The sequence below is a fragment of the Enterococcus sp. DIV1090 genome, from assembly GCF_050537975.1.
Taxonomy (GTDB): Bacteria; Bacillota; Bacilli; order Lactobacillales; family Enterococcaceae; genus Enterococcus; species Enterococcus faecalis.
The window spans coordinates 2,300,463-2,317,704 of record NZ_CP172917.1; the positions used below are offsets into that span (position 1 = coordinate 2,300,463).

At 37.5% G+C, this 17,242-nt stretch carries 14 protein-coding genes and 1 other annotated feature; of the genes, 4 read left to right on the plus strand and 10 right to left on the minus strand.

What is annotated here, in order from left to right; all coding sequences use genetic code 11:
• Window positions 1-170: 170 nt before the first annotated feature.
• Both ebgA and IGL48_RS11095 read right to left on the minus strand, forming a co-directional pair.
• On the minus strand, window positions 171-3,293 hold the full coding sequence (gene ebgA, locus IGL48_RS11090) for a beta-galactosidase subunit alpha (protein WP_016616069.1): 3,123 nt from the start codon (window positions 3,291-3,293) through the stop codon (window positions 171-173).
• Window positions 3,226-4,725: an amino acid permease gene (locus tag IGL48_RS11095; protein ID WP_002384077.1), complete on the minus strand. Its 1,500-nt coding sequence runs from the start codon at window positions 4,723-4,725 to the stop codon at window positions 3,226-3,228. The genes ebgA and IGL48_RS11095 overlap by 68 nt, the downstream gene beginning before the upstream one ends.
• Before the next feature lie 148 nt (window positions 4,726-4,873).
• Between IGL48_RS11095 and IGL48_RS11100 the strand changes: the two genes are divergently transcribed.
• Window positions 4,874-5,704, plus strand: coding sequence for an AraC family transcriptional regulator (locus tag IGL48_RS11100; RefSeq protein ID WP_002356429.1), 831 nt, complete (start codon window positions 4,874-4,876; stop codon window positions 5,702-5,704).
• 194 nt (window positions 5,705-5,898) lie between these two features.
• Window positions 5,899-7,401, plus strand: coding sequence for a glucosyltransferase domain-containing protein (locus IGL48_RS11105; protein WP_010777886.1), 1,503 nt, complete (start codon window positions 5,899-5,901; stop codon window positions 7,399-7,401).
• Window positions 7,402-7,522: 121 nt separating this feature from the next.
• Here the strand turns inward: IGL48_RS11105 and rplL are convergent, their stop codons facing one another.
• The 5 genes from rplL to lsa(A) all read right to left on the minus strand — a co-directional run bounded on the left by rplL (window position 7,523) and on the right by lsa(A) (window position 11,619).
• Entirely contained in the window at window positions 7,523-7,891 is a 369-nt protein-coding gene (rplL, locus tag IGL48_RS11110) for a 50S ribosomal protein L7/L12 (protein WP_002382519.1), read from the minus strand.
• Window positions 7,892-7,953: 62 nt separating this feature from the next.
• Window positions 7,954-8,454 carry a 50S ribosomal protein L10 gene (gene rplJ, locus IGL48_RS11115; protein ID WP_010821795.1) on the minus strand — a complete coding sequence of 167 codons (501 nt, stop codon included), beginning with the start codon at window positions 8,452-8,454 and terminating at the stop codon, window positions 7,954-7,956.
• 130 nt (window positions 8,455-8,584) lie between these two features.
• Window positions 8,585-8,714, minus strand: a sequence feature (ribosomal protein L10 leader region).
• Window positions 8,715-8,776: 62 nt separating this feature from the next.
• Window positions 8,777-9,466, minus strand: coding sequence for a 50S ribosomal protein L1 (gene rplA, locus IGL48_RS11120; RefSeq protein WP_002356425.1), 690 nt, complete (start codon window positions 9,464-9,466; stop codon window positions 8,777-8,779).
• Between the two features lie 111 nt (window positions 9,467-9,577).
• The gene (gene rplK, locus IGL48_RS11125) at window positions 9,578-10,000 is read right to left on the minus strand and encodes a 50S ribosomal protein L11 (protein ID WP_002356424.1); all 423 of its coding nucleotides are present in this window, start codon (window positions 9,998-10,000) and stop codon (window positions 9,578-9,580) included.
• 122 nt (window positions 10,001-10,122) lie between these two features.
• Window positions 10,123-11,619, minus strand: a complete 1,497-nt coding sequence (lsa(A), locus tag IGL48_RS11130; RefSeq protein WP_048949453.1) for an ABC-F type ribosomal protection protein Lsa(A) — start codon at window positions 11,617-11,619, stop codon at window positions 10,123-10,125.
• 375 nt (window positions 11,620-11,994) lie between these two features.
• Between lsa(A) and sdaAB the strand changes: the two genes are divergently transcribed.
• A complete protein-coding gene (gene sdaAB, locus IGL48_RS11135; protein WP_002414070.1) occupies window positions 11,995-12,663 on the plus strand; it encodes an L-serine ammonia-lyase, iron-sulfur-dependent subunit beta in 669 nt (222 codons plus the stop codon).
• Between the two features lie 22 nt (window positions 12,664-12,685).
• Complete coding sequence (gene sdaAA, locus IGL48_RS11140) at window positions 12,686-13,558, plus strand: L-serine ammonia-lyase, iron-sulfur-dependent, subunit alpha (protein ID WP_048949452.1); 873 nt, start codon at window positions 12,686-12,688, stop codon at window positions 13,556-13,558.
• A gap of 65 nt (window positions 13,559-13,623) precedes the next feature.
• On the opposite strand, the gene IGL48_RS11145 is transcribed toward sdaAA, so the two are convergent.
• From IGL48_RS11145 to IGL48_RS11155, 3 genes are read right to left on the minus strand one after another with little or no spacing between them, the layout of a single operon-like run.
• A complete protein-coding gene (locus tag IGL48_RS11145) occupies window positions 13,624-14,469 on the minus strand; it encodes a M55 family metallopeptidase (RefSeq protein ID WP_002365054.1) in 846 nt (281 codons plus the stop codon).
• Window positions 14,466-15,569: a M42 family metallopeptidase gene (locus IGL48_RS11150; RefSeq protein ID WP_002356417.1), complete on the minus strand. Its 1,104-nt coding sequence runs from the start codon at window positions 15,567-15,569 to the stop codon at window positions 14,466-14,468. Before IGL48_RS11150 ends, IGL48_RS11145 begins: the two co-directional genes overlap by 4 nt.
• 13 nt (window positions 15,570-15,582) lie before the next feature.
• Window positions 15,583-17,211 (minus strand): peptide ABC transporter substrate-binding protein, encoded by a 1,629-nt coding sequence (locus IGL48_RS11155; RefSeq protein ID WP_010821799.1) that lies wholly within the window; start codon window positions 17,209-17,211, stop codon window positions 15,583-15,585.
• Window positions 17,212-17,242 lie beyond the last annotated feature (31 nt).

Consider the following 17,242-nt stretch of genomic DNA (forward strand, 5'->3'; position numbering starts at 1 on the left):
CTCCTAAATGCTTTATCTAGCGAATAATTCGCTATGTTACTATTATGGACTACTTTTATTAGATAACAAAATAGTTTGCTTGTTTCTATGAAAAAAAAGCAATAATTTCTGATAATTTCATTAAAAAAGCTCAGAACAGGAGAAAGAAGTGCACTGTTCTGAGCTTTTATTTAAGAAATTGTTGGTCGTTTTACTCGTTCATGTGCGACATCCGCTGCTTGAATCTCTTTATTATTAAAAGGTGTTAAGCGGAATGCCAATTGGAATTCTTCAAACGTAGTCCGGTATTTTTCTAATTGCCACTGGCCACAAGAGTAGCTACCTAGGGCGTTTTGTTTGTAATCGATATTTAAAACAACATACTCACTTTCTTGTAATTCATTGGTATGCTTAGCAACATCTAGCGCTTGTTCTTCAAAATAAGAAACACTAAAATTATATGAATCAGCCGCTGTTGCTACTACCCCTTGGCCGCGATCATCCGTGAATGCGGACCATTTAGTCGCCATGTGGTTACCATTGGCTTGTGGAACAACATAATTAGTGAACATTTCCGCCACTGTAGCCTCATAAACGCCAAGTAAACCAGCTTCTTGTGAATCTACATAGTTTTCTCTCGGCCCTTTACCGAAATATTTTACTTCTGATAGAGACTTGTCTAAATGGAGAGTCACACCCAAACGTGGTAACATATCTGGCGCATTTTCAATTTTACCAGCAGGACTACCTTTTAAGTCGAAGAAAATTTCGCCATTTGGTGCAATTAAATACTGATAGGTACATTGATAATGCCAAGCACTGTTAGTCGTTCCGTTAATTGTTTTTACGATGACTTGGATAAAATCATCAACTTTTTTCCACTCAAAAGAACGGACAATTTCATGCTCTAAATGTAAGAAATATTTCTTCTTCATTTCATCAATAATTTCCATATCATTACTGATCGGTGCCCGCCAAAATGTAAATCTCGGCCCTTTATGCAATAATTTTTTACCATCTCGTGTCACATTCGTTAAGGCGCCCTTCACTTTATCAAAATTAATTGAAAAGTTTGGTCCTTCAATGTATAAATGAGGGCCAATCTCCTTTGCCATCAGCGAGCCAACTGGTGTGATCTCAATCCCTGGTGTTGCAATTGGCAATTCAAACTGTGCGGTAGCTAATTCATGACCAGCAGATGCATAGGCGGTCGTTTCTTTCAATTGATATGAAAGAGTTAAATAATAGGCGGCTCCTGCCTTTTTAGGAAAATCTAAATGATAAGGTAAGTGCAGTCTTCCTTCTGCTCTAGCAGCAATTGCTGGCACTGCTACTGTCCCTGATTGAATCACTGTTTGATCTTCAGTAATTGTATAAACCAGCTTAAAGATAGCCAAGTTTTCAAAGTCAAACCGACTCAATAATGAGAATTCACCTGACAGAACGTCAATAGCGCTAGTTGTAATGGGTTCAATGACTTTTTTGTATTCATACAAGCTAGGAGATGGCGTACGGTCAGGCATCAACATCCCATCAATACAAAAATCTTTGTTACTTGGATCATCGCCGAAATCGCCGCCATAACGATAATAAACTTCACCGCTATCTGTCACCGATTCAATGCCATGGTCAAACCATTCCCAAATAAAGCCACCTTGTAATTTATCATGAGCATAAAATAGCTCTTGGTATTCTTTTAAATTCCCAGGGCCATTCCCCATCGCATGACAATATTCACATAAAATATGCGGTTTTTTTGAATTTTCAATAATCGTATTCATCAGTAATTCTCTAGTTGGGTGTTCCAACCACGTATACATTGTAGAATAGACATCCGTGACCTCTGCCTCAAAATCACCTTCATAATGAACTAAACGTGTTGGATCCATTTCTTTGGCAATACGGGCCATTTCAATAAAGTTATGACCAAACGCAGATTCATTTCCTAACGACCAAAAGAGAATTGATGGATGGTTTTTATCCCGTTGAATCATCCGTACCATCCGAGAAACATAAGCCGTTTCCCATTCTGGATCGTTGCTAATCCAATCATATTCTCCGGTTAATTCAAAGCCGTGACATTCCAAATCAGTTTCATCAATCACATACATTCCATATTCATCGCATAAATCATAGAAATAAGCAGATGCTGGATAATGGCTGGTTCGAATGGCATTAATATTAAATTGTTTCATTAAACGAATATCTTTTTCAATTTCTTTACGACTAACCACTCGACCATTTTTCGGATTATAATCATGACGATTCATTCCTTTTAGTTTAATGGCCACACCATTGACTAAGAAAGTCTCACCAGATACATGAATATTTCTGAAACCAACTTTTTGCGGAATAACTTCGACGACTTCCCCTTCAGAAAAAACAGTGATAAATAGTTGATACAAGTATGGTTTTTCAGCTGACCAAGCAGTGACAGACGGTAAACTTGCTGAAAATTCAACCGTACCTTGATTTCCTGCGACAGTCTCTTTAAGAACCGTTTTTCCCTGCTGATCCATCAACTCCAATTGAACTTGTTGTCCTTTGTCTTGCCAAAATTTACCCGTAATTGCCAAGTGGCCATTTTGATACGAATCATCTAAATCGGAAATAATAAAGAAATCTTCCAGCCCATTTTCTGGTACACCGAGTAATTCAACATCACGAAAAATACCACTTAACCACCACATATCTTGATCCTCTAAATACGTACCATCTGACCATTGATAGACTCGCACCGTTAAATCATTTGTTTCACCAATTTTAGCGTAAGGCGTAATGTCAAATTCTGCTTCATTTCGTGCACCTTTACTGTAGCCAACTTCATGGCCGTTCACCCAAACATGATAAGCTGAATCTACGCCACAAAAACGTAAAATGATTTTTTTATCGTGAAATGTTTCATCTATAGCAAATGTCCGTTTGTAAATACCTGTTGGGTTTTCCGTTGGTACATACGGCGGATTAATGGGAAAATTGTACCATAAATCAGAGTAATGCATTTTGCCATATCCTTGGACTTGCCAATTTCCAGGAACAGTGATTTGATCCATTTGGCTTGTATCAAAGTCCGTCGCAAAAAAGTTTTCTGGGCTGTATTCTGGCGCTTCTAAAAAAAGAAAATGCCAGCGTCCGTTTAAATTTTTGTATGCTTGTGTATATTTATTTTCATTTAATAACGCTGTTTCTTTCGAGGGAAAGCTCGAAAAGTGTGCTCGTCCAGGCAACCGATTAATACTATCTACTTTATAATTTTCCCAAGTCTTCATAATCCATTTCTCCTTTACCAACTTCATTTTTTTCTTTTGTTTCATATCGTTTCCAACAAATCCAAGCAAAGCCCATAAAGACAATTAACCCAATGATGTTATACGCCAACATGCCCAGTGGACTAGCGGTTCCTTTCGGTAACGTGCCATTGATTTCTTCCATGATTAATTTTGGGTCCGGCACAGTTGACATAAAGAATACAAAGATAAAAATGGCTAATAAGAAAATCCCCGCAATTAAGCCAAAGGTTCGATTACCAAAGCGGAAACTTCTCGGCATTGTTTCTTTTTTCCAACGAAGCCCAATATAGGCGATTAACAAGAACAAGACAGGCACTAATGACGTAGAAGCTGTCATATTAATTAACGTTTCTAAAAAGCTATCCATATTTCCAATTCCTAGTGCTGGAATAGCAACTAAAATCGTCACAATAATTCCTTGAACTAACAAAGCATTGGTTGGATTTCCCTCTTCGTTCGTTTTCACTAGCCACTTACCGAAGACCCCATCAGGAATTTCTGAGAAAAATACTTTAACTGGTGCTGCCGTCCACAGAGCCAAAGAACCAAGACTTCCGACAAATAAGATAATTCCTACTAAGCGCACCATCATTGCTGCGGGAATATGGAAATACGTACCTAAAATTTTAAAGATATCAAAAATACCATTTGAAAAGTTTCCTTTTAAGACGTCCGTTGGCACTACCAAACCTACAGCAACGGCACCAAGAATATACATGATGCCGACCGCAATCGTCGCACCAATCATCGTGCGGACAAACGTTTTATTGCCGCCTTTAACATCCTTAATGTATACGCCGATACTTTCACCACCGCCAACAGCTTGTAAAATCCACGCCATCGTCATGAAAAAAGTCCAATTAAAAGTTGGTATAATTGACGTCGTGGTAAACTCTTGTGCTGGTTCATTGCCAAAACCAAACACGACGACAAAGGCTAAAACCACAAAAGCCACGCCCATAAATAAACGAGCACCACCCGCTAAGCTAGTCACTTTCGAAATCCACGAAACCCCTTTAATACAAACCCATGTCATTAACCAAAATAACAGAATAGAAATCACTGCAATTATTTTAGTACTATGGTTTCCTTGAAAAACGTTTTGACCTAAAAAAGCGTATGAACCATAAATCAATGTATTCGGTAGTAATGAACAGAAGAAAAACAAGTTGACAAAGAAATACGACCAAGCACCTAAAAATGCCCATTTAGGTCCTAACACAGATTCCAACCAACTGTGAACACCTGATTCATTTTCAGAATTAGCAGAAGCAAATTCTGCAATCATTAGAATAAATGGTAAAAAGTAAAAAATAGAGCCGAATAAATAGCCTGGAATAGTTGCTAGGCCAATCTGAATACTGTTGTTAACAATGCTGGGAAAGGCAAAAACCGCTGAAAAAGTCATGAGCATCAATGCGACAGAACCTAATCGTTCCCGTGAATGTGTTGCCATTTTACTACATCCTCTCTTTATCAAATTAATTAGTACTCACACATTGTAAAACGCTTACAGTTTTTTAAAAATAAAAAATGTTGCCTATTTCTTGTAAAGATGTTGACTTTTAGAAAGCCTTTACATACTCTTATAAAGAGGTGATAGCATGCAAAATGTTTTTACAAATAATGTCAGCATCCTGATTAATGATCAACCTATTAGCCAAGAATTTCATCTTTATGAAGCTGGCTATGAAAAATGCCGCCCGACAAAACCAACTGAGTTTGCCCCCATTAATTATTGGGTTTTGCATTATTGTAGCGATGGTGAAGGTTATTTTTCAACACCCTTTATGGAAAAACAACACATTACCGCTGGCGATTTGTTTATGATTCCAGCCAATTGTCGCAATATTTATTATCCTAATCGGCAAAATCCTTGGACCTATCATTGGGTCGGTTTTGTTGGAGATCTTTCGTCTCAGTATTTAGAAAAAATAGGCCTGACTACCGAAAATTGTATTTTAAAAGGAACTGTTGATAAGAAATTAGAAAGTTTATTTAAAAATATTTACCAAGAAGCGAAGAAACATAATCATTTTGGCAGTTTAAGTGAAAGCTTTCAATTGTTGAATTATCTAGAGCATCATTCCGTTACACAGCACGAAAATCAAAGCCAACAATTATTTAACCAAATTAAAATGGCTATTCACGAAAATTTTTCAAACAATCTTTCAATTAGTCAATTAGCTTCTGAGTATAACATTGATCGTAGCTATTTATTTAAGCTATTTCAGCGTTATGAACAAACAAATCCTAGTATTTATGTACAAAACTTAAAATTGCAAAAAGCCTGTTCTCTGTTAAGAAAAAGTTCCTTAACCATCACGGAAATCAGTTTTGAAGCAGGTTTTTCTTCACCTTCTTATTTTTCAAAATTTTTCTTCCAGAAAAAAGAGATGACACCTCGACAATATCGTCAACAGTTTTTGACTTAAAATAAATTGTTGCTTATCTGTAGTTAAAGAAAAAAACAATTTATTTAATAATTTTCAAATTTAGGTAGTTCTTATAATTTATCTATTTTATAATTAATTAGGGTTTTATTATAGGTGGGAGTGTGATATATAGACTAATCAAAATCAATAAATAATTTACAAGTTTTAGCAAATAAACAATATTGGAGAGAAAAATGAAACATTTTATTAAAGAAAACAAAGGTTTAGCCATCTACAGCTTTTTAATTGTCTTTGCTACTTATGGTATTAAACTATTTAACAATACTTACGCTATTGATACTATGCACTTAATGACTAACTACAGAGGCTACTTAAAACATTGGGTTTCCATTGGTAGACCAGGATTAGTAGCTCTAAAGCTTTTAACATACAACTATGTAAATGTTTATTTTTTAAATTTGTTAGCTATTATTTTCTTTGCTATCGCCACTATCTTGTTGTGCTATTATGTTGATCTTTCAACTAAGCAAATTTATAACAAAAAGTATTTATATATTATCCCAAGTATTTTTCCAACCAGTCAATTATTTAGCGAACAATTTTACTTCGTCCTACAAAATTTTGAATTTTCATTAGGTATCTGTTTGGTTATACTTTCTCTCATTGCTATTTACCATATTCCCAATAAAATTTTTAAATTATTCGGCTTTTTGTTGCTGACATTTACACTTACTATGTACCAATCATTCTTTGTATTTGCGTGTACCTTAATTTTATTCAAGATTTTAATGACATTGTATTTTGCTCAGTTGAATGACCTTAAAATTTCTTTTAAAGACTATGCCTTCAAAATTGGTCATTTTATTCTACTAGCTATTTCATCTCTCGTTCTATCTCAACTAATGGCGATGTTAGCGAAAAAAGTTTTAAACGTTGAAAGCTCCTATCTAGATAATATGATTCTTTGGGGTAAACGTCCCTTGATAGATTCTATCAATGATATTAAAGATTACGCCAAAGAACTATTTTTCCCTCCAGTCGGAGACACTTTTTTTACACCGCTGTTTTTGATATGTATTCTTTTACTGGTCATTGTATTAATTAATATGTCCTATCTGAAACGCAAAAATGTTTTCTTCATCTTTATTACCTTGTTAGGTATTCTAATCACTCCACTCATGTTTACAATTTTAGGTGGAAAACGTCCGGCAATTAGAGGTGAAGTACCTAACTTCCCTGCTGTTTTAGCGTTATTACTCATCTTTATTATGATTTACTGGGGATACAACTTTGTGCTTAAACATTTATTAGTTGGCATAGTAATTCTCTTTACTTTTATTCAAGTTCGGGAAACAACCAACCTAGAATATTCTGAGTATCTAACAGCGGAAGAAGATTTACGTACTGCGGAAATGATTACAAATAATATTTATTCAATGGAAATTGAGAATCCTGAATCCTATAAACTTTTAATGTATGGAAATCGTTCTCCTCGGAATGTTTCAAATATAAAAGGTGAAACAAACGGTGTCTCATTATTTGAATTCATGCCTAACTCGGTGCATACTAGTTTAAATACTTTACTCTATATGAAAACATTTGGATTAAATTTTAATGATCCTACCCCAGAAGATTTTGAAAAACACAAAGCTTTACAAGCAGAAATGAATGTCTGGCCTAGCAAAGATTCTATCCGAGTGGTAGATGATTGTATTGTTGTTAATTTGTCAAAGTAGACAATTAAATTTTATAGATATTTTACTAACGGTAGTTGTTTTAGCAAAAGACAACTACCGTTTGCTATAAAAAAGAACCCTTGCCACACAAGGGTTCTCGAACATTCAAAAGTTGAATGAATTATTTTACTGTTACTGAAGCGCCAACTTCTTCTAAAGCAGCTTTTAAAGCTTCTGCTTCTTCTTTAGAAACGCCTTCTTTAACTGGTGCAGGAGCGCCATCAACTACAGCTTTAGCTTCTTTCAAGCCTAAGCCAGTTGCTTCACGAACTGCTTTGATAACTTTAACTTTTTGATCGCCAGCTGCTGTTAATTCAACAGTGAATTCAGTTTGTTCTTCTGCTGCTCCACCTGCTGCTGGTCCAGCTACTGCTACAGGAGCTGCTGCTGATACGTCAAATTTTTCTTCGATAGCTTTAACTAATTCGCTTAGTTCTAAGATAGTTGCTGTTTCTAACTCAGCAACGATGTTTTCAATGTTTAATGCCATTTTGAATTTCCTCCATTTAAATTAAAATTGTTTGTTTTTTATTTGTTTGAATTAGACTGCAATTAAGCAACTTCTTCGTTTTTCTCTGCCACTGCTTTGACAGCGTAAGCCACGTTGCGGACTGGCGCTTGTAATACAGATAATAGCATAGATAGTAAACCTTCGCGGTTTGGTAGTTTTGCCAACGCAGTAATTTGTTCCACTGAAGAAACTTTTCCTTCGATGACGCCACCTTTGATTTCTAATGCTTTTGCATCTTTAGCAAATTCGTCGATGATTTTAGCTGGTGCTACTACATCGTCGTTGCTGAATGCGACAGCAGTTGGGCCTGTAAAGACTTCGTCTAAGCCGTCTAAACCAACTTTTTTAGCTGCACGAGAAAGGATTGAGTTTTTGATGACTTTCATTTCTACGCCTGCTTCACGTAATTGTTTACGTAAGTTAGTGACTTCTTCAACTGTTAAACCACGGTAGTCCACGATTACAACTGATGCTGCTGATTCAAATTTCTCAGCGGCTGCTTGAACTAGGGTTTCTTTTTTAGCGATTGCTGCTTCACTCATTTATTTCACCTCCTGATTTTGATGGTGGAGTTGGACTTGGTTTACGATATGTAAAGTAGAAGAATCAAATGAAACTTCGCTCACTTCGTTCGCCAAGTATTGTTTTACATCGGCTTTTTTTCAAAAAGTCGTGTAAAACAACAAAACTCCATGCCACCGTAGACATAGAGGGACCGAATTGTATATAACTCAACAATTGTCCTCGGTAGGAAATTAAGACTTGCGTCACCTACTGTCTTCGGTACAGTTAATTATTAACCTCACTCACTTTACCATAGGGTAAGTGAGTGAGTCAAGAATTTTTTAATTATTTTCTTTCAAATTAGAAAGAAGCTTGGTCAACGTGGATTCCAGGTCCAAATGTTGTTGTTACTGAAATGTTTTTGATGTATTGACCTTTAGCAGTTGATGGTTTAGCTTTCAATAATACGTCGTTAATTGTGTTGAAGTTTTCAACCAATTTTTCGTTATCAAATGAAACTTTACCGATTGGTACGTGGATGTTACCAGCTTTGTCAACGCGGTAAGTTACTTTACCAGCTTTAACTTCTTCAACAGCTTTTGTAACGTCCATTGTTACAGTACCAGTTTTAGGGTTTGGCATTAAACCTTTTGGTCCTAAGACACGGCCTAATTTACCAACTGTAGCCATCATGTCAGGAGTCGCAACAACTACGTCAAAGTCGAACCATCCACCTTGGATTTTTGCAACCATGTCGTCGTCGCCTACGAAATCTGCACCAGCAGCTTCAGCTTCTTTAGCTTTTTCGCCTTTAGCGAATACTAAAACAGTTTGTGTTTTACCAGTTCCGTTTGGAAGCACAACTGCTCCACGGATTTGTTGGTCTGCTTTTTTAGGGTCAACGTTCAATTTGTAAGCAACTTCAACTGTTGCGTCAAATTTCGCGATGTTTGTATCTTTTGCTAAAGCTACTGCTTCTTCAACTGAGTAAGCTTTTGTAGCATCAACTTTTTTCAATGCTTCTTGCATTTTTTTGCTCTTTTTAGCCATTTTGTTTCCTCCTTGATTGTGGTTATAACGGTTGTACCTCCCACGTCTTTCATATCTTTAAATATGAAACGAACTGAGAAGCTACTTCTTTGAGTAAGTGTGGAATAAAAATTATTCTACGATGATACCCATGCTTCGTGCAGTTCCTGCAACCATGCGCATTGCTGCTTCAACGTCAGCGGCGTTTAGGTCTGCCATTTTAAGTTCAGCGATTTCTTTCACTTGATCGCTTGAAACTGTTGCAACTTTAGTTTTGTTTGGTTCACCTGAACCTTTTTCGATTTTTGCAGCTTTTTTCAATAAGACTGCAGCAGGTGGTGTTTTAGTAATGAATGTAAATGAACGATCTTCATATACAGAGATTACTACTGGAATAATCAAGCCTGCTTGGTCAGCTGTACGAGCATTGAATTCTTTAGTGAATCCCATGATGTTGATACCTGCTTGACCTAACGCTGGACCTACTGGTGGAGCTGGTGTTGCTTTCCCCGCAGGAATTTGTAATTTAACGATTTTTTCTACTTTTTTAGCCACGAAAATACCTCCTTAAGTTCTCGTGCGTGGTTAATGGGGTTGAGATTTCCCCTCCCACTCAACGTACATTTAAAACATACCCTATTACTATACAGGATTCCCTTTACTTTTTCAAGATATTTTTATGATTTCAAGACAATTTTTTTATCCGTTATTTTCTTCATGAAATGCGCATCATGCTCAATCACTAGCATTGCAGGCTTCACAGATAAGATTAGCGCTTCTAATTGTTGATGATTAAACACATCCAAGTAATTAAGGGGTTCATCCCAAATATAAAGTTCAGCTGATTGAGACAATGATTTGGCTACTTCGACTTTTTTTCGTTGGCCCATACTCATTTGTTCAATTCGATTAGTGAAGACGGCGCGCTCCATCCCAAGTTTTCGTAAGTTATTTAAAAATTGGGTGTAGTCTAACTGATTTTTCTCTGCAAATTCGGATAAAGTTCCTTGATTGTCTTCATAATCTTGGCGCACATAAGAAATGGTTAATTGGTGAGCCAAAGTGGCTTCGCCTTCTGAATCCCCAGAAAAATTATCCAATAAATACTGAATTAAGCTCGATTTTCCTGAGCCATTTTTTCCTGTTATTCCAACAATTTCTCCCGCGTTTATTGAAAAAGAAATTGGCGCAAATAGCCAATTTTTCTCGTAGCCCAGACGAAGCTCTTCCACCGTCAATAATGTTTTGTGATGCGTTGGCTGATAATCCATTGACAAAGGATCAATATACTCAAGATCTTTTAATAGTTTTTCTTTTTCTGCTAATTGTGTTTCGGCGCGTTGTTGAATATGTTTCGAGCGCTTCATTACGCGCGCTGCCCGGGCACCAATGGCTCCTGTATCAAAAATCGCCCCGCTCCCTTTTTCTTTAGCATTGCCGTACTTATCACCTTCACGGTTCATCGACCATTCCGCTTTTTTACGAGCGGTTTCTTTCAAGCGATTGACTTCTTTTTTGATTTTTTCATTTTCTGCTAGTTCAAAAGCATCTCTTAATTTTTTTTGCTCTTCATAAATAGAAAAATTCCCTTGATACAGCGTCAATTGACTTTTTTCAATCGCCAAAATATGATCAACCACTTCATCAACAAATGCCCGATCGTGGCTGACTAAAATAAACCCGTGTTTCTTTTTCTTCAAATATTCAGCCACTTGTTGTCTGCCAGCTAGATCTAAGTGATTTGTTGGCTCGTCAATTAAAGGGAAGGCATTTTCTTCAATAAAAAGAAGACCTAATAAAACTTTCGTCTTTTCGCCGCCTGATAAAGAAGAAAAGGGCCGCCATAAAACTTCAGGATCAACGTTTAAAAGCGTTAACTCTCGTTCTAATTTCCACTGTTCAAAAGAAGTCACCTCTTGTAAGACATAATAAGTGAGCTGTTGTTCTTCTGCAACTGTTTGTGGAAAATAGACGAAATCGACTTGATGAAGAATCTCTCCTTGGTAATCCAACTGCTTTTGTAACAATCTTAATAAGGTTGTTTTCCCACGGCCATTGCGGCCAATCAATCCTAATTTCCAATTGGTATCCATCGTGATATTTGCCTGATCAAAAAGCAATACTTCTTGATTATCATAGGCAAAAGATAGTTGTTTTAGTTCAATTTTCGACATAAATATACCTCCATAAAGCAAAATTGATGCAGCTTTACGGAAATCAGCGGCATCAATCCAAGGTATACAAAAAGACCCGTGGCTGAATTCTTTAAGCTAATTTCCGAAAATCCGCACACTCCACCCGTTATATTCAGGCAAAGTTATACAGTTTCTCTAAAAAATTAACTTAAATTTTCAACGCACGAATCCCTCTTTTCGTCTTTTATTATCTAGAATTTAGCATCTCTTCACTGATTTGTCAACGAAGGCCCCTTGCTTTCATTCTGATAAAAATTTAAATTATTCGCTAAAACACAAGCGATTGCCTAGTTCCCCGTCATTTTTTGTGTTAGACTTCCAATGAAAACATATTCTAATGAAGAAGGTGCTGAAATGGAAGAGTTACGCTTTAATAGTGTTTTTGATATTATCGGACCCGTTATGATTGGTCCAAGCAGTTCTCATACAGCTGGAGCAGCAAGAATTGGAAAAGTGGTTCGCAGTATTTTTGGACAGCAACCTGATAGCGTTGACATTTATTTATATGAGTCTTTTGCCAAAACTTATCGTGGTCACGGAACAGATATCGCCTTAGTTGGCGGCCTTTTAGGCATGGAACCAGATGATGAGCAACTAGCCAATTCTTTGGAAATTGCCTATGAACAAGGAATGGAAGTTTGTTTTATTCCTAAAAGTGAAAAAGCAGACCACCCTAATTCCGTTAAAATTGTGGTTTCTTCTGGCGACCGAAAACTATCTGTGACAGGAATTTCAATTGGTGGTGGAAACATTCAAATTTCTGAATTAAATGGCTTCAAATTGTCTTTAAGTATGGGCACGCCAACATTTATCGTTGTTCATCAAGATGTTCCTGGCATGATTGCTAAGGTGACCAACATCCTTTCAGCTAGCGATATCAATATTAGTACAATGACCGTTACCCGAGAATCTAAAGGGGAAAAAGCGATTATGATTATTGAAGTTGATCAAGCCGAAGTCGGTGACATTGTCATGCAATTAGCTGAAATCCCTCATATATATAGCGTTAACTATTTTGACTAAATGAACGTAAAGGAGTAATACGATGTTTTATTCAATTGAAGATTTGGTAGCTCAAGCGAAAGATTACCCTTCTGTGAGCGAATTAATGATTGCAACAGAAATGGCTCATGGTGGGTATTCTCGTGAACGAATTATTGAAACAATGGAAAAAAATCTAGCCGTTATGAAACAATCCGTCGCTGAAGGAATCGCTGGTGTTACCTCAGTAACAGGGCTAACTGGTGGCGATGCAACCCGCTTAAATGATTACATACATTCAGGCAACTTTTTAAGCGGTGAGACCATTTTACAAGCCGTGCGAAATGCGATTGCTGTTAATGAGGTTAATGCAAAAATGGGCTTGATTTGTGCTACACCAACCGCAGGCAGTGCCGGAGTAGTTTCTGGCGTCTTGTTGGCAGTTATTAATCGCTTAAAGTTAACGCATCAGCAACAATTGGATTTTCTATTTACAGCTGGGGCTTTTGGCTTAGTGATTGCCAACAATGCCTCAATCAGTGGTGCCGAAGGTGGTTGTCAAGCTGAAGTCGGTTCTGCTAGTGCAATGGCCAGTGCCGCTTTAGTTGCGGCTTCTGGCGGTACGCCTGATCAATCTGCTCAAGCTGTGGCTATTACGATAAAAAATATGATGGGCCTCATTTGTGATCCTGTTGCAGGACTTGTTGAAGTCCCTTGCGTGAAGCGAAATGCATTAGGTTCTTCTCAAGCCTTCATCTCAGCTGATATGGCTTTAGCGGGGATTCGAAGTGTCATTCCGCCAGATGAAGTCATCCACGCAATGTACCAAGTGGGACGCCAAATGCCACAAATTTTCAAGGAAACCGCTGAAGGCGGTCTTGCGGTGACACCAACTGCACAACGTTTAAGCAAAGAAATTCTAGAGAAACAAAAATAGAAATAACTATAGCAAGAAGCTTACAGAAAAAAATGTCCATTCGTTTTTTCCGTAAGCTTCTTACTTTAATAACTTGTTCCGCCTAAACCAACCACAGCGACAATTCCATTCATGACATCTTTCATCGTTTCACCTACAAATGAAACAGTTCTACCATCAATGCGTTTAATCATTGGTAACATTTCAATACGATCTGCTTGTGCTGTCGTCACACATTGCAATTTTACAGTTGCAGGTGTTTGCAAGGCATATCGGGGTAATTCAGACAACGCAAAGGAAGTTAACACCTGACTTGTAGTTGCTACTATAGCTTCCCGAACTTGTTGCATGGGTCTATTTTTGATTGCATAACGTCCCAGAGATTCTTTGGTGGAAACAAAGGGAACTTCGGGCATCATTTTTTCTTGAAAAAGTTGTTCCTCTAAGCCTGATTCACCGATAATTAAACCAACAGGGACACCTAATTCGCTAGCGTAAGCTGCATTAATTGTCGTTTCATTCATCGCTAAGTCGTTTATTTTTAAATCATAAGCAACACTAGCGCTATACCCATGATCCATATTCCCTTTTTGTTTACCAATACCGGCATGATAACCTAAGAAAAAGACTACATCATAGCTACTATCCAAGCCACTCATCATATAATCCATGCGAGGAAAACCGCTCACTAAGGAAATTCGTTCATCCATTTCTGCCAAGCGCGCATAAGCTAAATTCAATCCACGGCTATGCGAATCGGCAATAGTAATTTCTGTAATTTGTTCATTTTTGGCACTCTTTTGAATCCCTTCAATCAACCAAGCCACATGTTGGTGATATAATTCTCGGAATAAAACGGTGTCTTCTTTTTCCATATCAAATGTCGCAATACCTGCTAATCCTTCAATATCGCATGACACATAAATTTTCATTTGTTCCACTCCTTTGACAATGGCTGAACCAGTGCTTGAATTTTGTCAGCATCTAAATTTTTGATTAATTGAATGACTAATTCTTTCGCCGCTTGGTAATCTTGAAAATCTACATAGCAATGGGGTGTGTGAGCGTAACGGACAGGAATTCCTACAACAATCGTCGGGGCTCCTTGAACTTGTGTAATCGCCATGCCATTGGTTCCACCACCACTTCGAACAGAAACTTGAACAGGAATTTTGTGTATTTTAGCAATCTCTAGTGCATACTCTTGAAATTCCGGATTCGTAATCATAGAAACATCAAAATAACGTAACATCGGTCCTTTTCCCATTGCTGATTGAATCATCTCTGGCGTTTCTGCCGTATCATCAGCCGGGCAGCCTTCGAAAACAATAGCTAAATCAGGATTGACTTGTTTTGCGGCAATAAGTGCTCCTCTTTCGCCAACTTCTTCTTGTGCAGTTACTGTCGCAACTAACTTGAATGGAAGCGTCTCTTCTTTCAACTCCTCCATGACATCCACTAAGCAAGCACAGCCAATGCGACAATCAAAAGCTTTTCCTAAAAAAAGATCTGTCTGTTCGTTGTAACAGCACGTCACATCTGGAATGACCGGTGCACCAAGATCGATTTTGTACGTTTCAATTACTTCTTCTTTTGAGGTAGCGCCAATATCGATTGTCAAATCAGCAATGGTTAATGGTCGCTGACGTTCCTCTGGTGTCATAAAATGAGGGGGCCGACTAGTAACTACGCCTGGCAGATAGGTGCCTTCCCGGTTACGAATCCGAACTTTTTGTGCAGAAATCGTATTAGGGACCCAGCCACCTAACGGAAGAAAACGCAACAAGCCGTTTTCTTTAATTGCTTGAATCATAAAACCAACTTCGTCACTATGAGCATCAAAAAGCACAACTGGACCTTCACTTAGATTATTTTTCTTCTCAAGATATAAATTTTTAATGGCATCTAGCCGTTGAATAGTAAAATCCGCAGTTGCATGTTGAAGGATTCTAACGACTTCTGTTTCAAAGCCTGAAACACCATTAGCATTTGAAAGTTCCTGAATTAATTGAACAGCTTGACTTTTTTTCATTTTTTCCCAACCTTTACTTATCACTGATAGAGACTGATTTGTAATAGCCTGAACCTAATGGACCATAGACTAAATTTTGGACAGAATCGTCCACTAAGCGTGCTTCTGTTAATTGATAAAGAGGAACTAGGGGTGCTTCTTCCGCAACCAATTGATCCGCTTTTTGTAATGTTTTCCAACGTTCTTCATATTTGTTTGCATAAGTTACGTTTGCTTCTTGAAGCAACTGATCAAAGGTCTTATTAGACCATTTACCAAAATTATTGGAATTTTTTGATTGCAGTAAGTTTAAGAAATCGATTGGATCAGCATATACTGGTGTCCAGCCACCAACCACAATGTCGAAATCTCCGCTGCGACTTTTTTCTAAACGATTATTAAAAGGAACTGGCGAAACATTGACTGTTAAATTTTCTAAATTATCTGCTAAAGCTCCTTGAACATACTCACTGATTTTTTTTGCATTTTCTGTATCCGAACTTAAAATGGTTAGCTCCGCTTTTTCAATTCCTAATTCTTTTTTAGCCGTTTGCCATAACTCTTTCGCTTTTTCTGGTTCACTAGGATTTAAATCTCCTAATTCCTCTGCAAAATCTTTTTGCGTTTCTTGATTAGTGAAACCTGTTGGCACGAAGCCAAGTGCTTTTTTTGAGCCATCATTTAAAACATTTTTAGCTAAACGTTCAGAATTCAATGATAATGCTATCGCTCGACGTGCATTCTTATTTGCCAAAAGATCTTTTTGCGTATTTAATTGTATATAATACGTTCCAGGAATTTCACGAATTTTCAAAGCTGCATTGCCTTGTTCTTGTGTAACAATTTCTCCAGAAATTTTTACAACATCTAATTCTTTCCCTTCGAAAAGATTTTTCCCAGTATTGACTTCTTTAACTACTTGGACATCCACCTTATCTAGCGAAACATTCGCTTGATCCCAATAATTTTTATTCTTCACATAGGACCAAGTATTATTCGTGCCATCCCAACCTTCTAATGTGAAGGCGCCATTGTAAAGTGTTGACTCAGCTGATGTACCATAGTTTTTGCCCGTTTTTTCGACAAATGCTTCATTTAAAGGATAAAAAGCTGGTACCGCCAATAATTGTTGAAAATAACTCATAGGATAGCTTAGCTCTACTTCCAAGGTATGGTCATCAATGGCTGTTACTCCTAACTCTTCTTTAGATTTGCCACCGTCAACAATAGCACGATAATTTTTTAGCCCTTCAAAGTAATACGCTTGCGGGGAAGCTGTTTTTGGGTCCACTGTGCGCTTCCAAGAGTATTCAAAATCATTGGCTGTGATTGGCTCGCCGTTACTCCATTTTGCATCTTTTCGAATCGTAAAAGTATAGCTTAAACCATCATTGGAGGGCTGTACTTTTTCAGTTGCCAATGCTGGTTTCGCTTCTCCTTTTTCGTCAAAGGAGAAAAGTCCCTCCCCTACTTGGCTCATTACATCTGCTGCTGTATTATCCATTGCCAACGACACGTCTGCCGTTGATAATTCCGAATCAATCCCGACCCGTAATACCTGTTGTTCTTGCTTTTTGGTTTCTTTCCCAACACTTCCACAGCCCGAGAGAAGTAAAACCATGATTGCTGTCAAAGACAGCCTTTGCTTTGTTGCCCTTTTCATAAAAACACCTCATTTTTTTATTTTTTGATAC